Origin of the sequence: Myxococcus eversor (genome assembly GCF_010894455.1) — a bacterium.
GTDB lineage: Bacteria > Myxococcota > Myxococcia > Myxococcales > Myxococcaceae > Myxococcus > Myxococcus eversor.
The window spans coordinates 40,768-64,000 of the sequence record NZ_JAAIXY010000009.1; the positions used below are offsets into that span (position 1 = coordinate 40,768).

General features: G+C 68.5%; 24 protein-coding genes. 10 read left to right on the top strand and 14 right to left on the bottom strand.

Annotated features, from left to right (window positions below):
- Window positions 1-21: 21 nt before the first annotated feature.
- The 4 genes from nuoK to G4D83_RS19405 form a co-directional block, all read right to left on the bottom strand.
- Window positions 22-324 (bottom strand): NADH-quinone oxidoreductase subunit NuoK, encoded by a 303-nt coding sequence (nuoK, locus tag G4D83_RS19390; RefSeq protein WP_141643162.1) that lies wholly within the window; start codon window positions 322-324, stop codon window positions 22-24.
- Window positions 325-399: 75 nt separating this feature from the next.
- Window positions 400-909, bottom strand: a complete 510-nt coding sequence (locus G4D83_RS19395; protein ID WP_163866285.1) for an NADH-quinone oxidoreductase subunit J family protein — start codon at window positions 907-909, stop codon at window positions 400-402.
- Window positions 906-2,246, bottom strand: a complete 1,341-nt coding sequence (gene nuoF / locus G4D83_RS19400) for an NADH-quinone oxidoreductase subunit NuoF (RefSeq protein ID WP_163866286.1) — start codon at window positions 2,244-2,246, stop codon at window positions 906-908. Before nuoF ends, G4D83_RS19395 begins: the two co-directional genes overlap by 4 nt.
- 34 nt (window positions 2,247-2,280) lie before the next feature.
- Window positions 2,281-2,769: an NADH-quinone oxidoreductase subunit NuoE family protein gene (locus tag G4D83_RS19405; protein WP_163866287.1), complete on the bottom strand. Its 489-nt coding sequence runs from the start codon at window positions 2,767-2,769 to the stop codon at window positions 2,281-2,283.
- A gap of 105 nt (window positions 2,770-2,874) precedes the next feature.
- Between G4D83_RS19405 and G4D83_RS19410 the strand changes: the two genes are divergently transcribed.
- The 3 genes from G4D83_RS19410 to serB all read left to right on the top strand — a co-directional run bounded on the left by G4D83_RS19410 (window position 2,875) and on the right by serB (window position 6,509).
- Window positions 2,875-3,624, top strand: coding sequence for a TIGR02266 family protein (locus tag G4D83_RS19410; RefSeq protein WP_163866288.1), 750 nt, complete (start codon window positions 2,875-2,877; stop codon window positions 3,622-3,624).
- Between the two features lie 67 nt (window positions 3,625-3,691).
- Window positions 3,692-5,248 (top strand): serine/threonine-protein kinase, encoded by a 1,557-nt coding sequence (locus G4D83_RS19415; RefSeq protein WP_163866289.1) that lies wholly within the window; start codon window positions 3,692-3,694, stop codon window positions 5,246-5,248.
- 70 nt (window positions 5,249-5,318) lie between these two features.
- The gene (gene serB, locus G4D83_RS19420) at window positions 5,319-6,509 is read left to right on the top strand and encodes a phosphoserine phosphatase SerB (RefSeq protein ID WP_163866290.1); all 1,191 of its coding nucleotides are present in this window, start codon (window positions 5,319-5,321) and stop codon (window positions 6,507-6,509) included.
- Between the two features lie 3 nt (window positions 6,510-6,512).
- Here serB and G4D83_RS19425 read toward each other — a convergent pair whose 3' ends face one another.
- Entirely contained in the window at window positions 6,513-7,379 is an 867-nt protein-coding gene (locus G4D83_RS19425) for a GspE/PulE/PilB domain-containing protein (protein WP_163866291.1), read from the bottom strand.
- Window positions 7,380-7,460: 81 nt separating this feature from the next.
- On the opposite strand from G4D83_RS19425, the gene G4D83_RS19430 reads away from it, so the two are divergent.
- Window positions 7,461-7,655, top strand: coding sequence for a CPXCG motif-containing cysteine-rich protein (locus G4D83_RS19430; protein WP_163866292.1), 195 nt, complete (start codon window positions 7,461-7,463; stop codon window positions 7,653-7,655).
- 245 nt (window positions 7,656-7,900) lie between these two features.
- Window positions 7,901-8,353 (top strand): Hsp20/alpha crystallin family protein, encoded by a 453-nt coding sequence (locus tag G4D83_RS19435; protein WP_163866293.1) that lies wholly within the window; start codon window positions 7,901-7,903, stop codon window positions 8,351-8,353.
- 114 nt (window positions 8,354-8,467) lie between these two features.
- Here the strand turns inward: G4D83_RS19435 and G4D83_RS19440 are convergent, their stop codons facing one another.
- From G4D83_RS19440 to G4D83_RS19465, 6 genes are all read right to left on the bottom strand, one after another.
- Window positions 8,468-9,088, bottom strand: a complete 621-nt coding sequence (locus G4D83_RS19440) for a response regulator (protein ID WP_015346747.1) — start codon at window positions 9,086-9,088, stop codon at window positions 8,468-8,470.
- A 35-nt stretch (window positions 9,089-9,123) separates the two neighbouring features.
- On the bottom strand, window positions 9,124-9,705 hold the full coding sequence (locus tag G4D83_RS19445; RefSeq protein ID WP_163866294.1) for a KdsC family phosphatase: 582 nt from the start codon (window positions 9,703-9,705) through the stop codon (window positions 9,124-9,126).
- A gap of 32 nt (window positions 9,706-9,737) precedes the next feature.
- Window positions 9,738-10,577, bottom strand: a complete 840-nt coding sequence (gene kdsA, locus G4D83_RS19450; RefSeq protein WP_163866295.1) for a 3-deoxy-8-phosphooctulonate synthase — start codon at window positions 10,575-10,577, stop codon at window positions 9,738-9,740.
- Window positions 10,574-12,208 carry a CTP synthase gene (locus tag G4D83_RS19455; RefSeq protein WP_163866296.1) on the bottom strand — a complete coding sequence of 545 codons (1,635 nt, stop codon included), beginning with the start codon at window positions 12,206-12,208 and terminating at the stop codon, window positions 10,574-10,576. Before G4D83_RS19455 ends, kdsA begins: the two co-directional genes overlap by 4 nt.
- An 84-nt stretch (window positions 12,209-12,292) precedes the next feature.
- Window positions 12,293-12,526 carry a hypothetical protein gene (locus tag G4D83_RS19460; RefSeq protein WP_141643146.1) on the bottom strand — a complete coding sequence of 78 codons (234 nt, stop codon included), beginning with the start codon at window positions 12,524-12,526 and terminating at the stop codon, window positions 12,293-12,295.
- Window positions 12,527-12,842: 316 nt separating this feature from the next.
- Window positions 12,843-14,609, bottom strand: coding sequence for an ABC transporter ATP-binding protein (locus G4D83_RS19465; protein ID WP_163866297.1), 1,767 nt, complete (start codon window positions 14,607-14,609; stop codon window positions 12,843-12,845).
- A 94-nt stretch (window positions 14,610-14,703) separates the two neighbouring features.
- On the opposite strand from G4D83_RS19465, the gene G4D83_RS19470 reads away from it, so the two are divergent.
- The gene (locus tag G4D83_RS19470) at window positions 14,704-15,552 is read left to right on the top strand and encodes an aldo/keto reductase (RefSeq protein WP_163866298.1); all 849 of its coding nucleotides are present in this window, start codon (window positions 14,704-14,706) and stop codon (window positions 15,550-15,552) included.
- Here G4D83_RS19470 and G4D83_RS19475 read toward each other — a convergent pair.
- Both G4D83_RS19475 and kdsB read right to left on the bottom strand, forming a co-directional pair.
- Entirely contained in the window at window positions 15,545-16,447 is a 903-nt protein-coding gene (locus tag G4D83_RS19475) for a hypothetical protein (RefSeq protein WP_163866299.1), read from the bottom strand. The two genes, G4D83_RS19470 and G4D83_RS19475, sit on opposite strands and share 8 nt — an antisense overlap.
- A 2-nt stretch (window positions 16,448-16,449) precedes the next feature.
- Window positions 16,450-17,190 (bottom strand): 3-deoxy-manno-octulosonate cytidylyltransferase, encoded by a 741-nt coding sequence (gene kdsB, locus G4D83_RS19480; protein ID WP_163866300.1) that lies wholly within the window; start codon window positions 17,188-17,190, stop codon window positions 16,450-16,452.
- Between the two features lie 105 nt (window positions 17,191-17,295).
- Here kdsB and wecB point away from each other — a divergent pair, with 105 nt between their 5' ends.
- The 3 genes from wecB (at window position 17,296) to G4D83_RS19495 (ending at window position 20,015) form a co-directional block, all read left to right on the top strand.
- On the top strand, window positions 17,296-18,426 hold the full coding sequence (gene wecB / locus G4D83_RS19485; RefSeq protein ID WP_163866301.1) for a non-hydrolyzing UDP-N-acetylglucosamine 2-epimerase: 1,131 nt from the start codon (window positions 17,296-17,298) through the stop codon (window positions 18,424-18,426).
- 151 nt (window positions 18,427-18,577) lie between these two features.
- Window positions 18,578-19,615, top strand: a complete 1,038-nt coding sequence (locus G4D83_RS19490; RefSeq protein ID WP_205522662.1) for an RluA family pseudouridine synthase — start codon at window positions 18,578-18,580, stop codon at window positions 19,613-19,615.
- A gap of 163 nt (window positions 19,616-19,778) precedes the next feature.
- The gene (locus tag G4D83_RS19495) at window positions 19,779-20,015 is read left to right on the top strand and encodes a hypothetical protein (protein ID WP_163866302.1); all 237 of its coding nucleotides are present in this window, start codon (window positions 19,779-19,781) and stop codon (window positions 20,013-20,015) included.
- Window positions 20,016-20,239: 224 nt separating this feature from the next.
- Here the strand turns inward: G4D83_RS19495 and purF are convergent, their stop codons facing one another.
- On the bottom strand, window positions 20,240-21,625 hold the full coding sequence (gene purF, locus G4D83_RS19500; RefSeq protein WP_163866303.1) for an amidophosphoribosyltransferase: 1,386 nt from the start codon (window positions 21,623-21,625) through the stop codon (window positions 20,240-20,242).
- A gap of 144 nt (window positions 21,626-21,769) precedes the next feature.
- Between purF and G4D83_RS19505 the strand changes: the two genes are divergently transcribed.
- Entirely contained in the window at window positions 21,770-23,080 is a 1,311-nt protein-coding gene (locus tag G4D83_RS19505; RefSeq protein WP_163866304.1) for a hypothetical protein, read from the top strand.
- Window positions 23,081-23,233 lie beyond the last annotated feature (153 nt).

Here is a 23,233-nt window from a genome sequence, read left to right on the forward strand (position 1 = left end):
ACAGGGCTCCTGGCGGGTCCGTCAGTGCTTCATGGTCCGGATGTCTTCCACCAGGACGCTGCCTCGGCTCCGGAAGACGGCGATGACGATGGCGAGGCCAATGGCCGCCTCCGCCGCCGCGACGGCGATGACGAAGAAGGCGGAGACATGGCCAACGCTGTCTCCGTGCATTCGGGCGAACGCGAGGAACGTCAGGTTCGCGGCGTTGAGCATCAGCTCCACGCACATGAAGATGACCAGCGCGTTGCGGCGCACCATCACGCCAAACATGCCCATGCAGAACAGGGCGGCGGCAAGCAGGAGGTAGTAGGAGATGGGGACCATGGGCCGATTCGGGGCCTCGCGGGCGACGACCTGCGCCGCCATCTAACACAGAAAGTTTGAGGGAGTCGGCAGCGATCAGATTCGCGACTTGGCCACCACCACGGCGCCCACCATGGCCACCAGCAGCAGCAGGCTCACCGCTTCGAAGGGCAAGAGCCACTGGGTGAAGACGACCTGACCCATCGTCGCCATGGTGCCGAAGGTCGCCTGCCCCTCCACGCCCAGGGACGGCGGCGGCCCGCCCGGCAGCTTCGACAGGGCGATGCCCAGCACCGCCAGCAGGCCCAGCGTCGCGGCGCCACCGACGATTCGCGCCAGCGTGGGCCGGCCACGCGAGGGGGACTCGCCGAGGTTGAGCAACATGATGACGAAGAGGAAGAGCACCATGATGGCGCCCGCGTAGACCATCACCTGGAGCACCGCCACCGTGTGCGCCCAGAGCAGGACGTACAGGCCGGCCAGGAAGAAGAACGTGGAGACCAGGGCCATGGCGGAGTTGATGGGGCTCCGCGCGAAGATGACCGTCCCGGCCGACAGCAGCGTCAGGAGCGCGAACGCCCCGAAGAGGATGAGCTCGATGTTCAAGACCAGTCTCCGAACGAACCCCAGGGCTTGTCGCCGAACGGGCAGCGGTGCTCGCGGATGTGGGCCTCGAACTCATCCCTGTACCGCATCAGGAACGAGTGCGTAGGCAGCGCCGCCGCGTCACCCAGCGCGCAGATGGTGTTGCCCAGGCCGATGGGCGGGTAGGGGGCAATCGAGGAGGCCACGTTGGACAGCATCTCGATGTCGCCCGGCTCGCCGCGGCCCTCTTCAATCTTGCGCAGGAGCCGCGTCTGCCACGGCGTGCCCTCGCGGCACGGTGTGCACTGGCCGCAGGACTCTTCCGCGTAGAAGCGCGCCACGCGCCACAGGCTGCGCACCATGCAGGTGGAGTCGTCCATGACGATGACGCCGCCGGAGCCCGCCATGGTCTGCTTGACCTTGAGGGCCTCGAACTCCATCGCCACGTCCAGCTCGTCCGCGCCCAGCACCGGCGCCGAGGACCCGCCCGGAATCACGGCCTTCACCTTGCGACCCGCCGGCAAACCCCGGCCGAACTTGTCGTCGTAGATGAGCTCCGCGAGCGTGGTGAACATGGACACTTCGTAGACGCCGGGGCGGTTCACCGAGCCGGACAGGCAGACCAGGCGCGTGCCGCCCGACTTGTCCGTGCCCAGCTTCGCGTACCAGTCCGCGCCGCCCGTGAAGACGTGGGGAACGCTGGCGAGCGTCTCCACGTTGTTCACCACCGTGGGGCTGCCGAACAGGCCGACCACCGCGGGGAAGGGGGGCTTGAGGCGCGGCCAGCCCTTCTTGCCTTCCAGGCTCTCCAGGAGGGCCGTCTCCTCGCCGCAGATGTACGCGCCGGCGCCACGGACCAGGTAGCAGTTGAGCTCGAAGTCCTTGCCCAGCATCTTCTTGCCGAAGATGCCCGCCTTGTAGGCCTCGTCGATGGCCGCCTGGCAGCGCTCCGCGGGGAACTTGAACTCGCCGCGCAGGTACACGTAGCAGGTGTGCACGCCCAGCGCGTACGACGCGATGGCGATGCCCTCCAGCATCATGTGCGGGTCGTCTTCCAGGATGTAGCGGTCCTTGAAGGTGCCCGGCTCGGACTCGTCGCCGTTGACGGCCAGGTACTTGGGCTTGGGGCTGTCCTTGGGGACGAAGCTCCACTTCAGGCCCGTGGGGAAGCCGGCGCCGCCGCGCCCTCGGAGGTTGGACTTCTTCACCTCGTCGATGATGGCCGCCGGCTGCATCTCCAGCGCCTTCTTGAGGCCCTCGTAGCCACCGCGCTTCTTGTAGCTGTCCAGGGTCCAGGACTGCGGCTTGCCCCAGGCCGCCGAGATGATCGGGTCGATCGTCTTTGCCGTAGCGGTCATGTGATGACGTCCTACCTGAGTAAAAGGGGTGGGCTCAGCTCAGCTTGGCCAGGATGGCGTCCAGCTTGGCGCGGGTGAGGCTCTCGTGATGATCCTCGTTGATCTGCAGGCACGGCGCCGTGCCGCAGGAGGCCAGGCACTCGGTCTCGCGCAAGGTGAACTTCTCGTTGGCTTCACCTGCCTTGAGGCCGAGCTTCTCCTCCAGGTAGGCGAGCATCTTCTCCGCTCCCCAGAGCGAGCAGGACAGGTTCGTGCAGACGTCGATGACGTACTTGCCCGGCTTCTTCAGGTGGTACATCACGTAGAAGCTGGCGACCTCGTAGGCGCGCTCCGGCGTGACTTCCAATTGCTTCGCGACCAGCCTCAGTCCTTCGGGCGGCAACCAGCCCTTGATCTCCTGGAGCACGCGCAGCGCCGGGAGCATGCCCGCGCTTTTGCGCTCAGGGGGGTAGTGGGAGATGATCTCCGCGATACCCGCGTCGAACTTCTTCTGCTCTTCAGGAGTGAACAGGGGCTCCGCCATGGCGGGGGGCTACGTATTGCCCCCATGGCCGCGTTGTCAACATAAACCCTCGACGGTACACTGGGCCGCCATCAGCAAATTGCCGAGCGATTCCAACCCCTTGTCATGACCCCGGGCCCAGAGAACAAGCGCCAGCACCCCCGGATCCCGGCCGTGCTGAAGGTGGAGTACGCGGACGGACGCCAGGCGCGTGACGTCACGGAGAACCTGTCCCATTCGGGGCTGTTCGTGCAGACCGAGCAGGCCTTCACGCTCGGAGAGGATGTCCGGCTCGCACTTTCTTTCCCGGGACTGCTGGATCCGGTAGAAGTCAGCGGCATCGTGGCCTGGGTCAGGCCGGCGAGCTTCGATCAGCCCGGAGGTGTCGGCGTCCGAGTGGAGCGCGCAGAAGACCGGCGGAGACTGGGTGACATCTTGAGTGCGGCAGGTCCAGACAGCCAGGAGTCCACCGGCGAGCACGAGGGGTACCGCGTGCTCATCGTCGAGGACAACCCGCACATCATCGAGATGTACAGCTACGTCTTGAAGAAGCTGGCCAGCGGGGAGCTGCACGGAAAGGTGCCCCTGGAGGTCCACTTCGCGCCGGACGGCCACCACGCGCTCCTGATGCTGCGCGAGGGCCGCTTCAGCCTCGTCATGACGGACCTGTACATGCCGGTGATGGACGGCTTCGCCCTGGTGGAGCGCATCCGCGAGGAGGAAGCGCTCCGGGCCATCCCCGTCATCGCCATCTCCGCGGGCGGCAAGGAGGCGCAGGACCGCGCCCTTCAGCTCGGCGTCGACATCTACCTGCGCAAGCCGGTGAAGTTCGTCGAAGTGCTGGAGACGGTGAAGCAGCTCCTGCGCATCAAGTAGCCACCCCCCGGGTTCTGGCAGTCCCACGTTGAGTGGGGGCGGGGGGACGTCGTAGAGTCCCCCACCCATGCCGAAGGCCGCCATCAACCGCGACGCCGTCAGTGGCGAGGCGCTGTTCATCCTCCGAAACCTGAGGGAGAACGGCCGACTTGGACGCTCGAACAAGCTGGCCGATGTGAAGGCCGCTCTCGAACCGTCCGTCTCGCTCGAGTTCGACAACTACTTCTTCTTCCTCCGCAAGTTCCACTACATCGCCATGGACCGCGAGGCCCAGCTCAAGCTCACCGAGCAGGGCGAGCGTGTGGCGGGCGGGGAACTGGGGGACAAGTTCTCCACGGAGGTGGGCGAGTTCTTCGCCGAGCAGCTCGCCTCCGCGGAGGATGAGCCGCCGGTAGCCCAGGGCACCGAGGAGCCCATGCAGCTGCCGCCGCCGCCGCCGGAGCTGCTGCTGGACGAGGCGGAGGTGGTGCCCACCGCGGCCACGCAAATCGCGCCGCCTCCCTCGCCGCCGTCCATGGCGCCCATGCGGGCCGCGCGCTCGGCCATGCCCGCGTTGGACCTGACCCCGCCGCCGTCGGCGCCCGCCGCCGTGGCCTCTCCCGTGGCGCTCATCACCCCCGCGATTGCCGAGCCTCGCCGCGAGACGTCCATCGGCCTGGCTCCCGCCGCTCCCGCGCCGCTGCCCCTCGCTCCTCCCGCGTCTTCCGCCTCCTCCATGCCCCCTCCCGCCGCCACCCCTGTCGCCGCCGCGCCCGTCGCCTCCAAGGGCACCGAGCTGGACCTGCGCTACCAGAAGTTCGACCCCATCGGCACGGGCCCGCTGGGCACCGTCTTCAAGGGCCGCTTCACGGCGCTCGGGCTGGACATCTGCCTGAAGGAGCTCAAGGACATCTTCGGCTACTTCTCCTTCCTGCAGCGCGGGGAGGTGCTCAAGCGGCTGAAGAAGGAGCTGTGCGCGCAGGCCCAGGTTCGCCACCCCGGCATCGTCCAGGTGGTGGACCAGAACGTGGAGGCGAGCCGGCCGTACTTCGTGCTGGAGCTGATGAACGGCAGCCTGAAGGAGCGGCTGGAGGCGGGCGGTGGCAGCGGCGTGCCGGTGCCCTTCGCGCTGCGCACCTTCCTGCAGATGGCCTACGGTCTGCGCGCCGCGCACGCCACGGGCCTGACGCACCACAACCTCAAGCCGGAGAACGTCCTCTTCGACGCGTACGGCAACGCGAAGCTCGCCGACTTCGGCCTGGGTCGCGTGGTGGAGGTGGACTCCACCAAGGGAATGCCCCAGGTCTTCGTGGGCACCGGTGGCATGCCCTACATGGCTCCGGAGCTGATGCACCGGGGCGCCAAGGAGCCGGGCCCGGCCGCGGACGTGTACGGGCTGGGCATCCTGCTCTACGAGATGCTCACCGGGCAGATTCCCGGCCGCCGCTCGGCCCTGCCGTCGGAGGTGAACGCCGAGGCGCCCAGCGGCCTGGACCAGCTCTTCGACAAGGCCACCCAGGACAAGCGCGAGCAGCGCTACCCGGACGTGGATGCGATGCTCGAGGACTTCTACAAGGCCTTCCCGGACAAGGAGTTCCTCGTCCGGGGTGACCTCGTCCTCTCCTCGGACGCGCCGCAGTCCTGATTCACTGGTGGGCGCGGGCCGCATCAGGCCCGCCCCGCCCGCGCGGCCGTCGTGGCATCGTCCGGGGGACATGACTCCGACCTCCTCCGGCTGCGTGCTCGTCACCGTCACGGGCAAGGACCATCCTGGCATCACCGCCCGCCTCACCGGCCTGCTCGCGGACGCGGGCGCCGAGCTGCTCGACGTGGAGCAGGTGGTGGTGCAGGGCCGCCTCACGCTCTGCCTGCTGGTGCGCCTGCCGGATGCGCGCGGCATCCCCAGCGCGCTGCTCTTCGCCGCCCGGGAGCTGGGCGTGGACCTGGACTTCCAGGCGGTGGAGTCGCCGGACTCGAATGCCACGGCGCCCGCCCGCTATGTCGTCACGGCGGTGGGCCGCGCGCTGGGAGCCCGTGAGCTGCACGCGCTGTCCTCGCACCTGGCGGGGCAGGGGGTGAACCTGGAGCGCATCGTCCGGCTGACGCACACGCACCTGGGCTCGGTGGAGCTGCACGTCACCCTGCCGGCGTCCGTGGAGCCGGAGGCGCTGAAGCGCTCGCTCCTGGCGCTGTCCATGCGCGACAACACCTTCGACGTGGCGCTGCAGCGCGAGAGCCTGTTTCGTCGCAGCAAGCGGATGGTGGTGATGGACATGGACTCCACGCTCATCCGCATCGAGGTCATCGACGAACTGGCGCGCGCGCACGGCGTGGGCGAGCAGGTGTCGCGCATCACCGAGCGCGCCATGCACGGAGAGATGGACTACGACGAGTCCCTGCGTCAGCGCGTGGCGCTGCTGGCGGGGCTGGACGTGGCCGTGCTGCATCGGCTCGCGGCGAACCTGCCGCTGACGGAGGGCGCGGAGACACTGATGCGCGTGCTGCGCCGGCTGGGCTACCGCACCGCCGTCATCAGCGGAGGTTTCTCCGTGGCCGCCGAGGCGCTCAAGGCGCGCCTGGGAATCGACCACGCCTACTCGAACGTGCTGGAGGAGGAGGGCGGCAAGCTCACCGGGCGCACGGTGGGGCCCATCGTCAACGCGCGCCGCAAGGCGGAGCTGCTGGAGCAGCTGGCGAAGCAGGAGGGCATCCTGCTGGAGCAGGTCATCGCCGTAGGGGATGGCGCCAACGACTTGCTGATGCTGGAGCGCGCGGGGCTGGGCATCGCCTTCCGCGCCAAGCCCCGGCTGCGCGAGGCGGCCGATACCTCCATCTCCGCTGGAGGCCTGGACGCCATCCTCTACCTCCTGGGACTGACCGGTCGCGAGCTCCAGGAAGCGGGCTGACAGCTAGAGCCGCATCTTCGCGGCCAGCTCCCGCTGCTGGAGCTTGCCCTTCTCCAGCAGCAGTTCCAGGAGGGCGCGCAGAATCTTGGAGCTCTTCTCCTGGTTCTGCTGGAGCGTCTGCAGCCGCTGCAGGTCCTCGTCCGTCCACTCGGAGGACGGGGCGCCGCCGGCCAGGATTTCATCCAGGATGTCCGCCGCGCTGGAGCCGCTCGCGACGGGCGGTGCGGGCTTCTCCGCGGCGCGGGGAGCGGGAGCGGTGGCGGGTGAGCCGGGCGCGACGATGTCGGCGATGCGCTTCACCACCGTGTTGCCGCTCATGTCCACGACCTTGAACTCGTCCTCCTCCTGCTGCTCCTCGTCGATGGTGGAGGGCGTGTTGGTGGACTGGCTGCGCGACGGCGCGAAGCGGCTGCTCGCCACCGGCTCCTGGTTCCGGTAGTGCCGGAGGATGGCGTGCTCGATTTCGCGCTCGCCCGCCACCATGGGCACCACGCGAGCACGGCTGCGGGCCGCCACCTGGTCCAGCGTGGCCAGGTCCGTGGGGTCCGCCATCGCCAGCACCAGCGTCTTGCCGTTGTCCTTGAGCGACACGGGGAAGACGGCCTTCTGCTCGGCCATGCCCACCTCCACGCGCGCCAGCGCTCCCGTGTCACGGCTGATGTTGCCCAGCTGCACGCGCTGCATCCCCAGGCCCTGGCAGATGGCCTCGGTGACGATATCCTCGCTGGCGAGCCCCAGGTCCGCCACCACGCGCGACAGCCTCCCGCCCCACTGGTCCAGGGTGGCCATGGCGCTGCGCAACTGGAGCTCGTCGATGACGCGCGCCTTGACGAGGATGTCACCGATACGATTGCGGGAAGGAGAAGCCATGGCTCGGGAGTCTACCGTCTGAATGCGCGGACGATGAGTCCGCGACACAATCGCCCGCTTCGAGGGCGAGGAGGCACCACCATGCAGCCCTTCGCGGAAGCCGCCATCCAGCAATGCCCCTATTGCGGCGAGGAGGTGGAGGTCGACGTGGACCCCATTGGCGCCAGCGCGGAGCACTACATCGAGGACTGCCCGGTGTGCTGCCACCCGTGGACGGTGCACGTGGCCCGCGATGAGGAGGCCGTCTCCGTGTCCCTGGGCCGCCAGGACGACTGACTTGGGAGCTTGGCTGGAAGGCGCCTTCCGGGCCTTCTGGAGGGCGGGCAGGCGAGCCCACGAGGCCGGGCGCGGCGGTGCCGGGGGCGTTGCTTGACACGTCCCGGAGCATGGTTCTCTTGAGTCTTGTGAGGCGGCGCTGGAGTGGAGCCCCGATGGGGCCCCCGAGGCGACCGCCGACTACGACAACGTCTGTGATTCACACACCGTGCACCCACCCAGGGTGGCACGCACAGGAGAAGACCATGCAGAACCGAAACCCGTTCAACTCCGCCGTGGTGATGAACCCCCTGATGCGCGACTTCGACGCGCTCTTCCGCGAGCTGGGCCAGCCCGGCCTGTTCCGTCAGTCCACGCGGCGCACCGAGCGCACCCCGGCGGCCGACATCCTCGAGTCCGAGGCGGGCGTGACGCTGCACCTCGACATCCCCGGCGTGGACGCGAAGGACATCCAGGTGACGGTGGAGCGCGACGTGCTCACCGTGAAGGCCGAACGCAAGGCGCAGCCGCTCGCCGAAGGCGTCAGCGTGCGTCGCCAGGAGCGAGGCCAGGGCAGCTTCACTCGCTCGTTCTCCCTGCCGGAGACCGTGGACGCCACCCAGGTGGAGGCGCGCTACGAGCAAGGCGTGCTGACGCTGACGCTGCCTCGGCGCGAGGAGTCCAAGCCTCGGGTCATCGAGGTCAAGGTCCAGAGCTGAACCGCGCGCACACCCCTCCTGGGAGGCCGCTGTCCGCCGAAAACGGCGCGGCTTCCTGCTGACTTCAACCCTGTCGAGGGCTTCCGCGAGGGGGTGGCGGAAGCCCTCTACGCCTCAGCGCTTCGCACTGAGCGAGATGGGTACACGGAACAGCTCCAGCACCTGCTGTACATCCAGCGGCTTGGCGAGGCACGCGAGCGCGCCGGCCTGCTTCGACTGCTCCACCACGTCGGCGGTGTGCACGGACGTCATCGTGATGAGACGCACGCCCTCCATCTGCTTGCGCTGACGGATGCGGCGGCAGACCTCCAGACCGTCGATGTCCGGCATGTTGAGGTCGATGATCATCCCGTGCGGCTTCTGCTCGGACACCAGCAGCAGCGCCTCCACGCCACTGGTCGTCGTCTGCAGTTCCACCTGCGCCGCGAACGGCTTGAACGCGCGCTTGATGGCGTCCAGCACCGCGCGCTCGTCGTCCACCACCAGCAGGCGAACCGTGCCGCTGCCCAGCTCCTCCGGAACCGGCATCTGGTGGGTGATGAGGAACGTGCGCAGGTCCGCGGACCGCACCCGCCGGTGACCCCCCGGCGTCCTGAATGCCATCAGGATGCCCCGGTCAATCCACTTGCTCACCGTGGACGGATCCACCTGAAGCAAGCGACTGATGTCGTGCGTCGTGTAGAGCTGGTCCGTCATCGCCGTACTCCCCTCTTGCTGCATCATTCCGCTGCCCATGGAATCAACCACCTACCTTGAATACGGGGTTTCCTTCAACCTCTCTGCGCACTGCGTCCATCAGTCCCCCTCATCAGACCCACGGCGTTCTCCCACCGTCCACTGGCCTTGAGGCACAGCTCGACGAGTTCACGGGCGGCCCCACGGCCGCCAGGACTCTGGGTGATGAAGTGAACCTCCTGACGCACCTCGGGAACAGCATCCGCGGGACACGCGGACAAGCCCACCCTCGAAAGAGGGGCCAGGTCGTTGTGGTCGTCCCCCATGTAGGCACAGGCCTCCAGGGGAACGGCCAGTTGCTGGAGCAGCTCGTCCAGTGCGGCACCCTTGTCGCGGCGGCCTTGAAACACAGCCGCCAGCCCGAGTTCCCTCCCGCGGACCTCCACGATGTTCGAGGTGCGGGCGGTGAGGATGGCGGCGGGCAGACCCGACAGCCGGGCCATGACCAGGGCGTGGCCATCCTTCACATCGAAGCGCTTCATCAGCTCCCCGCCGTCGCCGTAATACATGCCGCCGTCGGTGAGCACCCCGTCCACGTCGAAGACAAGCAGCCGCACGCGTGCCGCGCGAGACGTCAGCTCTTCCTTTCCAGGCTTGGAAGGTGCGTCCGTGGGCATGATTCGCTCGGCTCCTCCCCTCGTCGTGTCCATCAACCGGGCTCGTGTCCCAACACCCGGCGGATGTTCAGCACATTTCGTACCACGTCCTCGAACATCTGTGGATTGAGGGAGCACGGACCGTCACACAGGGCACGGTCAGGGTCCTCATGGACTTCCGTGAACAATGCATCAATTCCGGCCGCCGCGGCGGCATGGGCGAGCAGTGAGACGAACTTGCGCTCGCCGCCCGTCACCCCGTCGCCGGAGCTGGGCTGCTGGACGGAGTGCGTGGCGTCGAAACACACGGCCAGGCCCGCCTCGCGCATGTGGGCGAGCCCTCGCATGTCCACCACCAGGTTGTTGTAGCCGAACGTGGACCCCCGCTCCGTGACGAGCACGTTGGGGTTGCCCGACTCGAACGCCTTGCGCGCCGAGTGGACGATGTCCTTGGGGGCTACGAACTGTCCCTTCTTCAAGTTCACGCCCTTCCCCGTGCGAGCCACGGCCTCCACCAGGTCTGTCTGCCGGCACAGGAACGCCGGTATCTGGATGATATCCACAACTTCCGAGGCAGGACCTACGTGGCTGGTTTCATGGACGTCCGTGAGGACCGGGACGCCCACTTCATCCCTGATACGCGCTAGGATACGCAGCCCTTCCCGGAGGCCAGGACCTCGGAAGGACTTCCCGCTTGTCCGGTTGGCCTTGTCGTAGGAGCACTTGAAGGCGTAGGGCACGCCCAGTCGGCTGGTGATGCCCTTGAGCAAGTGAGCATGTTTCAGCGCCATCTCCTCGGACTCGATGCTGTCCGGGCCGGCGATGACGAACAGCTTCTGGCCCGGGCCGACCTTGTAGCCACAGAGGTTGATGGGGAGGCTGCTGGCGCTCATGCGCGCACCTGACCGGACGTGGCGTCGCGCTGCTCGAGCGCCGCCTTGATGAAGCCGGAGAAAAGAGGGTGGGGAGCAAAGGGCTTGCTCTTGAACTCGGGATGGAACTGGCAGCCGACGAAGTACGGGTGGTCCGACAATTCGATCATCTCCACGAGGTTCAGCTCCGGATTATGCCCGGAGATGACAAGTCCCGCCTCCTGAAGCCGGCCCCGGTAGGCGTTGTTCACCTCGAAGCGGTGGCGATGACGCTCCTGGATGGTGTCCTGGCCGTACAACTGGTGTGCCCGTGAGCCGTTCTTGAGGGCGCAGGCGTAGCTGCCCAGGCGCATGGTTCCACCCTTGTCCTGCACCGTGACCTGGCTCTCCATGAGCGTCACGACGGGGTGCGGGGTGTGCTCGTTGAACTCCAGGCTGTTGGCCGCGGGCAGGCCCAGCACGCTCCGGCTGAACTCCACCACGGCCATCTGCAGGCCCAGGCAGATGCCGAAGAAGGGGATTTTCTTCTCCCGCGCGTAGCGGACCGCCGCGATTTTGCCCTCGGTGCCTCGCACGCCGAAGCCGCCGGGGACGAGGATGGCGTCCACGCCGGCCAGGAGCTTCTCCGGCCCCTGGGCCTCCACGTCCTGGCTGTCCACGAAGTGCAGGTTCACCTTCACGTCGTTGGCGATGCCGCCGTGCAGGAGCGCCTCGTTGAGGCTCTTGTAGCTCTCCGTGAGGTTCACGTACTTGCCGACAATGGCGACCTGGACCTGGCCGCGCGCGGGCTCGTACACCTTGCGGATGATGTTCTCCCAGCGCTCCAGGTGCGGCGCGCGGCTCCAGATGTTGAGCACCTCCGCGAGCCGGTCATCCAGGCCCTGCCGGTGCAGCTCCAGCGGCAGCTCGTAGATGCTGCGCACGTCCGGCGAGGTGAACACGTTGCCCGTGTCCACGTTGCAGAACATGGCGATCTTGTCCTTTATCTCTCGCGACACCTCGCGGTCCGTGCGGCACACGAGGAAGTCGGGCTGGATGCCAATCTCCCGCAGCTTCATCACCGAGTGCTGCGTGGGCTTGGTCTTCACCTCGCCCGCCGCGCCGATGTACGGCAAGAGCGTCAGGTGCACGTAGACGGCGTTCTGGCTGCCCACGTCGTAGCGCATCTGCCGGATGGCCTCGAGGAACGGCAGCGACTCGATGTCGCCCACCGTGCCGCCCACCTCGACAATCACCACGTCCGCGTCCTGGGCCGCCTGGCGGATGCTCGCCTTGATTTCATCGGTGATGTGCGGAATCACCTGCACCGTCTTGCCCAGGTACTCGCCGCGGCGCTCCTTCATGATGACCGCGTGGTAGATGCGGCCGGACGTGAAGTTGTTGAGCCGGCTCATCCGGGCGTTGGTGAACCGCTCGTAGTGGCCCAGGTCCATGTCGGTCTCGCCACCGTCCTCGGTGACGAAGACCTCGCCGTGCTGGAACGGGCTCATCGTGCCCGGGTCCACGTTGATGTACGGGTCCAGCTTGAGCAGCGTGACGGCGAGCCCACGGTTCTCGAGCAGGGCGCCGATGGAAGCCGAAGCGAGGCCCTTGCCGAGAGAGCTGACCACGCCTCCCGTCACGAAAATGAACTTGGTTTTCTTGGAGCGCATATCCCGTTCTGCCAAGTAGGGCAGGGATGCGTCAATTATTCTGAGTAGGACGTGCGGCCGGCCGGCGCCCCGGCCGACACCTGCTCAGTTGCCGTCCCAACCACCAGGGCGAGACACGGCGAACTCCCGGACGTCGGGTTGTCCGACCCGGAAGGCGCGCAGATCGCAATTGCGGCAGCTCCACCCCTCCCAGCCGCGCTTGACGACCATGTGCAGGCAGGCGTCGTAGTTGGGGCAGTAGAGGTTGCGCTGCGCGTCGACGGCCTCTTCGTCGCGCAAGGCGGTGGGCAGTGGGCTTGGACACGGGGTGATGGACACAGGGAATCTCCCGGATTTGGACGAAAAGGGTCGGCCACTCCCCCCGGCAGGTCGGAACAGGTCGCTTAGGACTCCATTCCCGGCGGAAAGTAAAAGACCCGCCCCCGCGCGAACGCGGAGACGGGCCCTTGAAACCTTCAGCGTCTGCCACCGCCGCGGTGACCCTCTTCAGGCCGCCGTGGCGGAGGTGGACGCCTGATTCTTGCTGTCAATCAAGGCATCACCTCCTTTCTTGAGGATGGAAGAGCTAATCACCGGCCTGTTTCCGCGCCACTTTCCGGAGCGATAAGCGCGGGCATGGGTGCCGGGCGGCCGTTCAGGCGGCGACGAACTGGCGCTCCACCAGCCGGCGGTAGAGGCCCTCCTGGCTCATGAGGCTGGAGTGGGTGCCGCTCTGGACGATGCGGCCGCCCTCCATCACCAGCACCCGGTCCACGTTGGCCACGGTGGACAGGCGGTGGGCGATGATGAGCGTGGTGCGGCCCTTCATCAGCCGCTCCAGCGCGTCCTTCACCAGGTGCTCGCTCTCCGCGTCCAGGGCGCTCGTGGCCTCGTCGAGGATGAGCAGGCGAGGGTCCTTCAGCACGGCGCGGGCGATGGCCACACGCTGCTTCTGGCCTCCGGAGAGCTGCACGCCGCGCTCGCCCACCGGCGTGCCGTAGGCCTCCGGGAAGCGCTGGATGAAGTCGTGGGCGTTGGCGGCCCGCGCGGCTTCCTCCACCTGCGCGTCGGTGGCGTCCGGCTTCGCGTAGCGGATGTTGTCCGCGATGGAGCAGGAGAACAGCTGCGGCTCCTGCGCCACCATGCCGATGTTGCGGCGCAGCCACTCCGGCTCCAGCGTGGTGAGCGGGTGTCCGTCCAGGACGACGGCGCCGCCCTGTGGATCATAGAAACGCGACAGCAGCGACGCGAGCGTGGACTTGCCCGCGCCGGACGGGCCCACCACGGCGACGACCTCGCCGGGGCGCAGCTCCAAATCCAGGCCCTGGAGCACCGGGACGTCCGAGCGCGTGGGGTAGGCGAAGCGCACGGCGCGGAACTCCACGTGGCCCTTCACGGAAGGCAGCCGCTCGCCTCCGGCGGGGATGGCGGGCTCGCGGTCCACCAGCTCGAAGACGCGCTCGGCGGCGCCGCTGGCGCGCATGAAGTCCGCCCACACCTCCGTCACGGCGCTCAGCGAGAGCGCCACCAGCGAGGTGTAGATGAGGAACGAGGTGAGGTCGCCCGCGCTGAGTTCTCCGTCCACCACCATCCGGCCGCCGTACCAGAGCATCGCCGCCGTGGCGCCGTACATGGCGATGGAGGCGCTGCCCATGAAGAGGGCCCCCTGCCGCGCGCGCTCCTTCGCGAGTCCGAGCGCCTTGTCCACCGCCGCGCTGTAGCGCTCCACTTCATGGCTCTCCGCCGCGAAGGAGCGCACCGTGCGGATGCCGGAGAGGTCCTCCTCGGCCACCTCGCTGGAGGCGGCGAGAGCGTCCTGCGCTTGCCGGGAGAGCACCCGCACGCGACGGCCGTACACCACCGCGCCAATGGCCACCGCGGGGATGAGGGCGAGCATCACCAGCGTCAGGCGCGGGGACGTGTAGAAGAGCAGCACCACGCCGCCGACCCCCTGGCAGAGGTAGCGCAGCGTCATGGAGACGTTGGTGGTGACGGTGCTCTGCAGGACGGTCGTGTCCGAGGCGAGCCGGCTGGTGAGCTCTCCGGTGCGGCGCTCGTCGAAGAAGGCCACCTCCTGGGAGAGCAGGCTCTGGAACAGGCGCTTGCGCAGCCGCGTCACCACGCGCTCGCCCGCGGTGGCGAAGAGGTAGGCGCGCAGCGCCATGGCCACCGACTGCACGATGAAGACGCCGAACATCACCACGGCGATGGTGTCGAGCCGCGAACGATTGCGGGCGCCGAGCGCCTCGTCCACCAGGTCTCCGATGGCGCGGGGAAACACCAGCGTGGCCGCGCTGCTGATGAGCAGGAAGAGCGTGCCCACGACGAGCGTGGGGAGCTCCGGCCTCGCGAGGGTGAGCAGGCGGCCCAGCGTCAACCGTGAGGGGAGCTGGGGCTTCGAGGCAGGCGGGGTGGGGGACACCGCCGGAGACTAGCGCGGAGCCCCTTGCTTCGCACGGTCGCGGGCTGTCGGAGCGGGTGGGAGGTGCTAATCCTTCCGGACACGGAGGTAGGCCATGGAGCAGCGCGTCTTCGGCGGCACCGGGAAAGAGGTCCCCGTCCTCGGTCAGGGCACGTGGCAGATGGAGGAGGATGACCGCGACGAGGCCATCCGCTCCCTGCGTGCGGGGTTGGACCTGGGGCTCACCCACGTCGACACCGCCGAGTTGTACGGCCACGGCCGCGTGGAGGAGTCCATCGTCTCCGAGGCCATCGCCGGACGACGCAAGGAGGTCTTCCTCGTGTCGAAGGTCATGCCCTCCAATGCCACCTACGCGGGCACGCTGACCGCGTGTGAGCGGAGCCTGAAGCGGCTGCGCACCGACTGGCTCGACTGCTACCTGCTGCACTGGCCCGGCTCGCACCCGCTGGCGGAGACGGTGCGCGCCTTCGAGAAGCTGGTGGCGGACGGGAAGATTCGCTCCTGGGGCGTGAGCAACTTCGCGGTGGCTGACCTGGATGAACTGCTGACGCTCACGAAGCCCGAGCGAATCGCCTGCAACCAGGTCCTCTACCACCTGGAGGAGCGGGCCATCGAACACGCCGTGCTTCCGTGGTGTGAGGAGCGCGGCGTGGCGGTGGTGGGCTACAGCCCCTTCGGCAACGGCCGCTTCCCCAAGCCCTCAAGTCCGGGAGGGCGCGTGCTGGACGCCATCGCCCGGGCGCATGACGCCACGCCTCGACAGGTGGCGCTCCAGTTCCTCGTGCGGCGGCCCTCGCTGTTCGCCATTCCCAAGGCGAGTCGCGTGGCCCACCTGCGCGACAACGCCGCCGCCGTGTCGCTGAAGCTCACCTCGGAGGAACTGGCGCGCATCGACGCGGCGTTCCCCACGGGCGCCTACAGCGACGAGCTGCCCGTCATTTGAGGCCGGAGGCGAAGGCCTTGCGGAAGGCGGACACGGTGGGCTCTCCCTCGCCCACCGTCACCGTGCCCGTCTCTCCCTCCAACGCGGCGCGCATGGACTTGCCCCGGACGAAGCGCACGGTGGCGATGCGGCGCATCACCTCGCGGCCCTGCTCCTGCGCGAGCGTGCGCAGCGCGTGGTTCGTGACATTCAGGGCGGCCTCCAGCGCGCGGCGGCCGGGCTCGTCGTCCAGCCCCATCCAGTCCACTTCGAAGCGCAGCGGCCTGCCGCCCAGCGCCGTCTCGCCCGGCCAGAACTGCTCGGTGAGGGCGTGCGGCAGCTTCTCCACCATCGTCAACAGGTCCTGTCGCGTGGGCGTGGTGCGGACCAGCTGCGTCAGTTCGAGCAGCTTGCTGGCCTGACCCACCGTCACCGCGACGACCGTGGCCAGGTCCACGTACGTCACCGACTCCGAGCCGAGCAGGCCCTCCTTGCCGAGCGCCAGCAACACCGAGTCTCGCGGTGCGTAGTCGACCACCGTCCCCGTCACCGTATGTCCGTGCGCCAGGTGCAGCGTGACGGTGACGGTGGGGAGCTCTTCACCCGTGCGGGCCCGCATCGCGAGCGTCCCGAGCTGCTCCAGCACCCGCTCCACCTTGCGCGACACCAGCCGCTGCACGCCCTCCATCTGGTGCTCCTCGTCGTCCGCCCACTTGCGGCGGCGCGGGTCGTTCTTCGCGGGGGGCGGCGCGGGAGCCGGTGTCGGTGCGGGCGAGGGCGCAGGAGCCGCCGTCGCGACGTGGGAAGGCGCGGGGACTTCCTTCGCGGGCTCGGGGGGCGCGGCGGCGGGGGCTTCCGTCGTCTCGTCCTTCGCCTTGGTGTCGGTTCCGCCGAACAGGTCCTGGAAGATGCCCATGGCTACAGTCCTTTCTCGCGCATGACGGCTTCGACCTTCGCGACGTCTCCGGGGACATCCACCGCCACCGTGCGCCAGGAGACCCGGGCGCAGCGGATGGAGATGCCGTGCTCCAGCGCGCGGAGTTGCTCCAGCTTCTCCGTCTCCTCGAGCGGCGTGGGTGCCAGCTCCGCGAGCCGCAACAAGACCTCTCGCCGGTAACCATACAAGCCGATGTGACCCCAGCGGGGGACAGGCGTCCCGGTCTCTCGCGCGTGCGGGACGAGGCTGCGGCTGAAGTAGAGCGCGTCGCCGTTGAGCGCGAGCACCGCCTTCACCACGTGCGGGCTGTCCGCTTCGTCCGCCTCCAGGGGCCTGACGAGTGTGCCCATGCGCACGGTGGTGTCGGTGAAGAGTCCGGCGAGCGACTTGAGCGCCTCCGGGTCCACCAGGGGCTCGTCACCCTGGACGTTCACCCATACGTCCACGTCGGGCCGCTCGCGCGCCACCTCCGCCACCCGGTCCGTGCCCGTGGCGCAGGCGGGGCTGGTCATCACCGCGCGGCCTCCGAAGCGCTCCACCGTGGCGCGGATGCGCTCGTCGTCCGTGGCCACCCAGACCTCGTCGAAGACGCCCGCCTCCTGACAGCGGAGCCACACGTGCTCCACCATGGGCTTGCCGGCGATGAGGACGAGCGGCTTGCCGGGGAAGCGGGTGCTGGCATGACGGGCGGGGATGACGGCGATGGTGCGTGAGGAGGGCATGGCACACTCGGTCTATCAGATTCAGGACGGACGCTGGCTCCTCCGAGGCGAGTCGCCCCGCAGCCACTAGGCATCCGATTCGCCGTGCCTAGCTTGGCTGGCGACATGAAGAAGGTCATCCATATCGTCGGTGCGCGCCCCAATTTCATGAAGGTCGCGCCCATCCACCGCGCCATCGCCGCGCGGACCCCGCTCCAGCAGATTCTCATCCACACGGGGCAGCACTACGACGTCAAGATGAGCGACGTCTTCTTCTCCGACCTGGGGTTGCCCGCGCCGGACGTGCACCTGGGCATCGGCTCCGGCAGCCACGCGCAGCAGACGGCCAAGACGATGATTGAGCTGGAGCGGGTCTTCCTGGAGCACAAGCCAGACCTCGTCTCCGTCGTGGGTGACGTCAACAGCACCGTCGCCGCCGCGCTCGTGTCGTCCAAGCTGGCGATTCCCCTGGCCCACGTCGAAGCGGGCCTGCGCAGCAACTCCCGGCACCAGCCGGAGGAGATCAACCGCGTCGTCACCGACCGGTTGGCCGACCTGCTCCTCACTCCTTCTCGCGACGCGGACGCGAACCTGCTCAAGGAAGGGGTGGACCCGGACCGCATCCACTTCGTGGGCAACGTGATGATCGACTCGCTGCTCGCCTCGAAGGAGCGGGCCGACCAGTTGCCCGTGCTGAAGAACCTGGGCCTCACGCCCCAGGGCTACGCGGTGTGCACGCTCCACCGGCCGTCCAACGTGGATGACCCTCGGGTGCTCGGTGGGCTGCTGTCCGCCATCGCCCATGTGGCTTCCCGAATCCCTGTCGTGTTCCCGGTGCATCCGCGCACGCGGAAGATGATCTCCGAGCAGGGGCTGAACTCCGCGTTCGAGCGCAACCCGAACCTGCGCCCCGTGGACCCCATGGGGTATCTGGAGTTCCTCGCGCTGACGTCGCAGGCTCGGCTCATCCTCACTGACTCGGGCGGCCTCCAGGAGGAGACCACCGCGCTGGGCGTGCCGTGCCTCACCCTGCGCGAGCAGACCGAGCGTCCCATCACCGTCGACGAAGGCACCAACGAGGTGGTGGGCACCGACCCGGACCGCATCCGCGAGGCCGCTGACCGCGCCCTCAACGGACAGGGCAAGAAGGGCCGCGTGCCGGAGTACTGGGATGGTCGCTCGGGCGAGCGCATCGCGGACCTGTTCTCGCGCTTCCTCGGCGTCGAGCAGGGTTCGTTTCAAGCCGCCTCCGCTTGAGGGACAGTGGATGAGGGGCCACTCGGTTCGCGCCGAGGTGGCTCCTCGTCGTGCGATGCCCGCTGTGGCCGCGACGCTGGCGTGACGGTGCCTCGTGGCCGTGTTCGTTCCGACTGTCTGTGCTTCCGCTCCGTGTTAGAGCGTGGAGGTCATGCGCGGCGAGATGGACTCACCGGCGGAGGTCTCCGCCTCCCAGAAGGACCCGACTCCCGAGGGCTTCGTCGACATCCCGTTCGTCGTGGAGCCCAACTACGCGGGCTGGCGCCTGGAGGACTACCTGGGCCAGAAGCTGCGCCGCATGCCGCGTGAGCGCCTGGCCGGAATCATCCTGCGCGGTGTCCGCTGCGACGAGCGGAGGCTGAAGCCCTCCACGCCCGTGTATCCCGGCATGGCTTTCCGGCTTCGCCGCCCTGGCACCGAAGAGCCCGAGACGCCCACCACGCTCCCCGTCGTGTTCCAGGATGACTGGCTGCTGGTGCTCGACAAGCCCGCGGGCCTGCCCATCCATCCCACCGCGCGCTACCACAAGGGCACCCTCGTCTCCATCCTGCGCGAGCGCTTCGGTGAGCGCTTCGCCGAGCCCGCGCATCGCCTGGACCGGGAGACCAGCGGGCTCGTCGTCTGCGGCCGCACCACCGAGTCCTGCCGCGTGCTGGGCCGACTCTTCGTCTCGCGCGACGTGCACAAGGAGTACCTCGCCGTCTGCGAGGGACATCCTTCCGAGGACTCCTTCGTCGTCGACGCCCCCATCGCCGAGGGCACCGAGCTCATCCGCATCGCCGTGCGAATCGACCCCGTGGAAGGCAAGCCCAGCCGCACCCGCTTCCAGGTGCTCCAGCGCTTCACTCGTGATGGCTCGCCCTTCGCGCTGCTGCGCTGCTTTCCGGAGACGGGGCGCCAGCATCAGATTCGCATCCACCTGCACGTCGCGGGCTTCCCGCTGGTGGGCGACAAGATGTATGGGCCGGACCCGGGCTATTTTGACCGTTTCAGCAAGCACAGCCTGGAGCCCGAAGCATGGACCCGGCTGCGCCTGCCACGACATGCGCTGCACGCCGCGCGCATCGTCTTCCCTCATCCTGGTACTGGCGTGGAGGCCGCCTTCGAGGCGCCACTTCCCTCCGACCTCGTGGACTTCATCGCGGGTGCTCCGCTGCCGCCAGCGCCCTCCGTGACGGGCGGTGGGTGAGGCCGCGCGGCCTGCACTCACGGTGCGCGCCGCGGTGTCCCATGCACACCGCCGTGACGGGCGATGGGGGCTTTCACCGTGGCCCGCAACTTCCCGACGGCTTCCGGGTTCGAGAGGGAAACAGCCTCTTCGCGTCCCTGACGCGACCACCCCGGAGCCTTCCATGCGCCGCACCGTCCTCGCCGCCACTGCTGCTTTCTTCCTCGGCGGTCTCGTCAACCAGGCCCAGGCGGAGCGTCAGCCGCGCATGCGTGACGCCATGGCCCATCTGGAGAAGGCGCTCTCCGCCCTGAAGAACGCGTCCTCCGACAAGGGCGGTCACCGCGCGAAGGCCATCGGCCTCACCGAACAGGCGATGGGTGAGGTTCGCGAGGGCATCCAGTTCGACAACCACAACTGACGCGCGAAACGACCGAGGCGCCTGCCCCGAGGATGATGGGGAACGGCGCTTCGCTGACGCGAAGTCTCGACTGACGCCCCGAACGCGACCACGGCCCTGGTCCACGGGCGCGGAGCTTCGCTGAAGCGAAGCCTCCACCGCGGTCTGGAACGAGCAAGGCCCCCGACCCGATGAACGGGTAGGGGGCCTTGTGCTTGTACGTCTCGCCGAGGTTTGCGCCTGGGTCAGGCCGTCAGCTTGGTCGCTTCCGGCGCGGAGGGCGACAGCTCTCCGATGAGGTACTCGCCCGAGAAACACGCCGTGCAGAAGCTGCCGCGACTGGGGTCGCCCACCGCCGTGCCCAGCCCCTCCAGCGAGATGTAGCCCAGCGTGTCCGCCGTGACGTACTTCGCGATTTCGTCCGTGCTGTGCGTCGCCGCGATGAGCTCCTGACGGCTCGGCGTGTCGATGCCGTAGAAGCAGGGCCACTTCGTCGGTGGCGAGGAGATGCGCAGATGCACCTCCAGCGCCCCCGCCGCTTTGATCATCTTCACGATTTTACGGCTCGTGGTGCCTCGGACGATGGAGTCGTCCACCACCACCACGCGCTTGCCCTTGAGCACGTGCCGCACCGCCGACAGCTTCAGCTTCACGCCGAAGTGACGGATGGACTGCTGCGGCTCGATGAACGTGCGGCCCACGTAGTGGCTGCGGATGAGGCCCACGTCATACGGAATCCCGCTTTGCTGCGAGAAGCCGATGGCCGCCGCCACACCCGAGTCCGGCACCGCGATGACCAGGTCCGCTTCCGCGGGCTGCTCGCGCGCCAGTTGCATGCCCATCTTCTTTCGCACCTCGTACACGCTGCTGCCGAACAACACCGAGTCCGGCCTCGCGAAATACACCTGCTCGAAGATGCAGCGCCCCAGGCGCGCGGGCTCCGCGAAGGGCCTGCTGGTGCGCAGCATGCCGTTCTCGATGACCAGCAGCTCGCCCGGCTCCAGCTCGCGCACCACATCCGCTTCGATGAGGTCCAGCGCGGTCGTCTCGCTGGCGACCACGTACGCGCCTTCCTTCATCCGTCCCAACACCAGCGGCCGGATGCCCAGCGGGTCCCTCACCGCGACCAGCTTGTTCTGCGTGAGCACCAGCAGGCTGTAGGCGCCTTCCACCTTGCGCAGCGCCTCCACCAGCTTCTGCTCGAAGGTCGCCTGCTTGGAGCGCGCCAGGAGGTGCATGATGACCTCCGTGTCCGCGTCCGACTGGAAGATGGCTCCGTCGGCCTCCAGCTTCTCCTTCAGCGCTCCCGCGTTCACCAGGTTGCCATTGTGTGCGACGGCGACCTGTCCTCCCGCGTACGCCACGAAGAGCGGCTGAGCGTTCTTGAGCTGGCTGCCACCGGCCGTCGAGTACCGCACGTGGCCGATGGCCGACTGGCCAGGCAGGCCGGCGAGCACCGGCGCGTCGAAGATATCCGCCACCAACCCCATCTGACGGTGCGCCCGAAGACCGTGGCCGTCGGAAGCGACGATGCCAGCGGACTCCTGACCGCGGTGCTGCAGGGCGTGCAGCCCCAGGTACGTCAGGTTAGAGGCCTCGGCGTGTCCCGTGATTCCGAAGATGCCGCACATGGCGCGGTGCCTTACTCCTTTCGGGCGGTGAGCGGAACAGGAACGCATGCCCCTCTGGTGGGTATTCCACCCGCCACCGGAGTCGGCTCATGTGGGCACACGAGCCTCGCGGTGCGTGCACCGTCCCGTTAGTCTGGCCACCGCATGGCTTCTCCGCGACGAGCCTCCTGGCGTTCCCTGTTTCCCCTGGTCCTGCTCACCGTGGGTGCCGCTTATTCATTGGGTTCGTGGAACTGGTGCGGCACCTGGGAGCAGCGCGCGCCAGTGCTGCTGTCTCACGTGAAAGCAGAAGGCGCGTTGCGCGCGGGCGCGGCGAAGGTGGCGCTGGTGCCGCCGTTTCCGGTGGTGGTGGCCGGCTACCCGCCGCCGCGTCCGGATGCGAGCCAGTCCGACCCGCCGCTCCACGCTCGCGCGGTGGTGCTGGAGTCCGGGGGCACTCGCGTGGGGCTGGTGTCGCTCGAGCTGATGTTCGTCACGGATGTGGTGACCGCGAAGGTGCGCGAGCGCGCGCTGGCCGCCGGGCTCCAGGACGTGCTGGTGCTCGCCACTCACACGCACTCCTCGCTGGGAGGCTATGACAGCCGGCTGGTGTCCCAGCTCGTCGGGACGGGGCGCTACCGCGAGGACTCGCTGGAGTCGGTCGCCGCCGCCGCGAGCGCCGCGCTGCGACAGGCGGGGGCCGCGCTCACCGACGTGACACTGGAGTTGGGTGAGGCCAAGGAGCCTTCCTTCGTCTACACGCGCAGCGGTGGCACCGCGCCGGATGGAACGCTGACTCGCGCGGTGCTGCGCGGCGCCCAGGCACCCGTGGCGGAGCTGCTCTTCTTCGCCGCGCACCCGACGATGGTGCCCCGGCAGCGCGCGTATGTGGACCCTGACTATCCGGGGCGACTCAGCTCGCTGCGCGAGGCAGAGGGCAGCGGCGTGACGCTGCTGTTGCAGGGCACGGTGGGCAATGCCTCGGTGGCGTTCTCGGAAGGACAGGGACTGGAGCGCGTGTCCGCCTTCGCGCGCGCCTTGTCGGACCTGGCGGGCAAGGCGACCCCGGCCCCCGTGGGGCCTTCGGTCCGACTGTCGCTGGCGCGCGCGGAGGCGGCGATGCCTCGGCCGGATGCGTCGCGGCTGGTGCCCTCGTTCACTCGCGCCGCGGGCGACAACATGCTGTGTGGCTCCTCGGCGCGCGTGGCGGAAGTGGCGGCGCTGGTGCTGGGGCCGCTGGAGCTGGTGACGGTGCCGGGCGAGCCCACTGTCGACGCGGGCGCGGAGCTGGTGCGGCGCACCGGGGCCTCGGGCGTGCTGGGGCTCGCCGGTGGGTACGTGGGTTATGTGGAGACCCCGGCGTTGGTGAACCTGGGCGGCGGTGAGTCGCGGCGGCAGTACTTCGGTCCCGCGCTGCTGGAGCGGTTGGGCGAAGCGGCGGAGCTGGCGGCCAGCACGGCGGGATTCACGCGCTGATGCGGCGGCTGCCCGGTGGCCTTGCTCGGATTTCGCCGAGCAGCGGTGCCCACGTGGGCCTCTGCCCCGGGTGCGCCGCGCGAGGCATTTCCTTGGCGGGTGTCCCGGCGGAGGTGTCGGGTCATCCTGGGGCGACTTGGACCTTGGATTGAC

Coding starts and splice junctions, on each gene's coding strand:
- purF (WP_163866303.1), bottom strand. CDS start 21,625: ATGTGCGGCATCTTCGGAATCACGGGACACGCCGAGGCCTCTAACCTG.
- kdsA (WP_163866295.1), bottom strand. CDS start 10,577: ATGAGCGCCAGCAGCCTCCCCATCAACCTCTGTGGCTACAAGGTCGGC.
- G4D83_RS19445 (WP_163866294.1), bottom strand. CDS start 9,705: ATGCCCACGGACGCACCTTCCAAGCCTGGAAAGGAAGAGCTGACGTCT.
- G4D83_RS19495 (WP_163866302.1), top strand. CDS start 19,779: ATGCGCCGCACCGTCCTCGCCGCCACTGCTGCTTTCTTCCTCGGCGGT.
- G4D83_RS19415 (WP_163866289.1), top strand. CDS start 3,692: ATGCCGAAGGCCGCCATCAACCGCGACGCCGTCAGTGGCGAGGCGCTG.
- G4D83_RS19440 (WP_015346747.1), bottom strand. CDS start 9,088: ATGGGCAGCGGAATGATGCAGCAAGAGGGGAGTACGGCGATGACGGAC.
- G4D83_RS19475 (WP_163866299.1), bottom strand. CDS start 16,447: ATGGGCATCTTCCAGGACCTGTTCGGCGGAACCGACACCAAGGCGAAG.
- G4D83_RS19430 (WP_163866292.1), top strand. CDS start 7,461: ATGCAGCCCTTCGCGGAAGCCGCCATCCAGCAATGCCCCTATTGCGGC.
- G4D83_RS19470 (WP_163866298.1), top strand. CDS start 14,704: ATGGAGCAGCGCGTCTTCGGCGGCACCGGGAAAGAGGTCCCCGTCCTC.
- nuoF (WP_163866286.1), bottom strand. CDS start 2,246: ATGACCGCTACGGCAAAGACGATCGACCCGATCATCTCGGCGGCCTGG.
- kdsB (WP_163866300.1), bottom strand. CDS start 17,190: ATGCCCTCCTCACGCACCATCGCCGTCATCCCCGCCCGTCATGCCAGC.
- G4D83_RS19490 (WP_205522662.1), top strand. CDS start 18,578: ATGCGCGGCGAGATGGACTCACCGGCGGAGGTCTCCGCCTCCCAGAAG.
- nuoK (WP_141643162.1), bottom strand. CDS start 324: ATGGTCCCCATCTCCTACTACCTCCTGCTTGCCGCCGCCCTGTTCTGC.
- G4D83_RS19410 (WP_163866288.1), top strand. CDS start 2,875: ATGACCCCGGGCCCAGAGAACAAGCGCCAGCACCCCCGGATCCCGGCC.
- serB (WP_163866290.1), top strand. CDS start 5,319: ATGACTCCGACCTCCTCCGGCTGCGTGCTCGTCACCGTCACGGGCAAG.
- G4D83_RS19425 (WP_163866291.1), bottom strand. CDS start 7,379: ATGGCTTCTCCTTCCCGCAATCGTATCGGTGACATCCTCGTCAAGGCG.
- wecB (WP_163866301.1), top strand. CDS start 17,296: ATGAAGAAGGTCATCCATATCGTCGGTGCGCGCCCCAATTTCATGAAG.
- G4D83_RS19405 (WP_163866287.1), bottom strand. CDS start 2,769: ATGGCGGAGCCCCTGTTCACTCCTGAAGAGCAGAAGAAGTTCGACGCG.
- G4D83_RS19435 (WP_163866293.1), top strand. CDS start 7,901: ATGCAGAACCGAAACCCGTTCAACTCCGCCGTGGTGATGAACCCCCTG.
- G4D83_RS19455 (WP_163866296.1), bottom strand. CDS start 12,208: ATGCGCTCCAAGAAAACCAAGTTCATTTTCGTGACGGGAGGCGTGGTC.
- G4D83_RS19505 (WP_163866304.1), top strand. CDS start 21,770: ATGGCTTCTCCGCGACGAGCCTCCTGGCGTTCCCTGTTTCCCCTGGTC.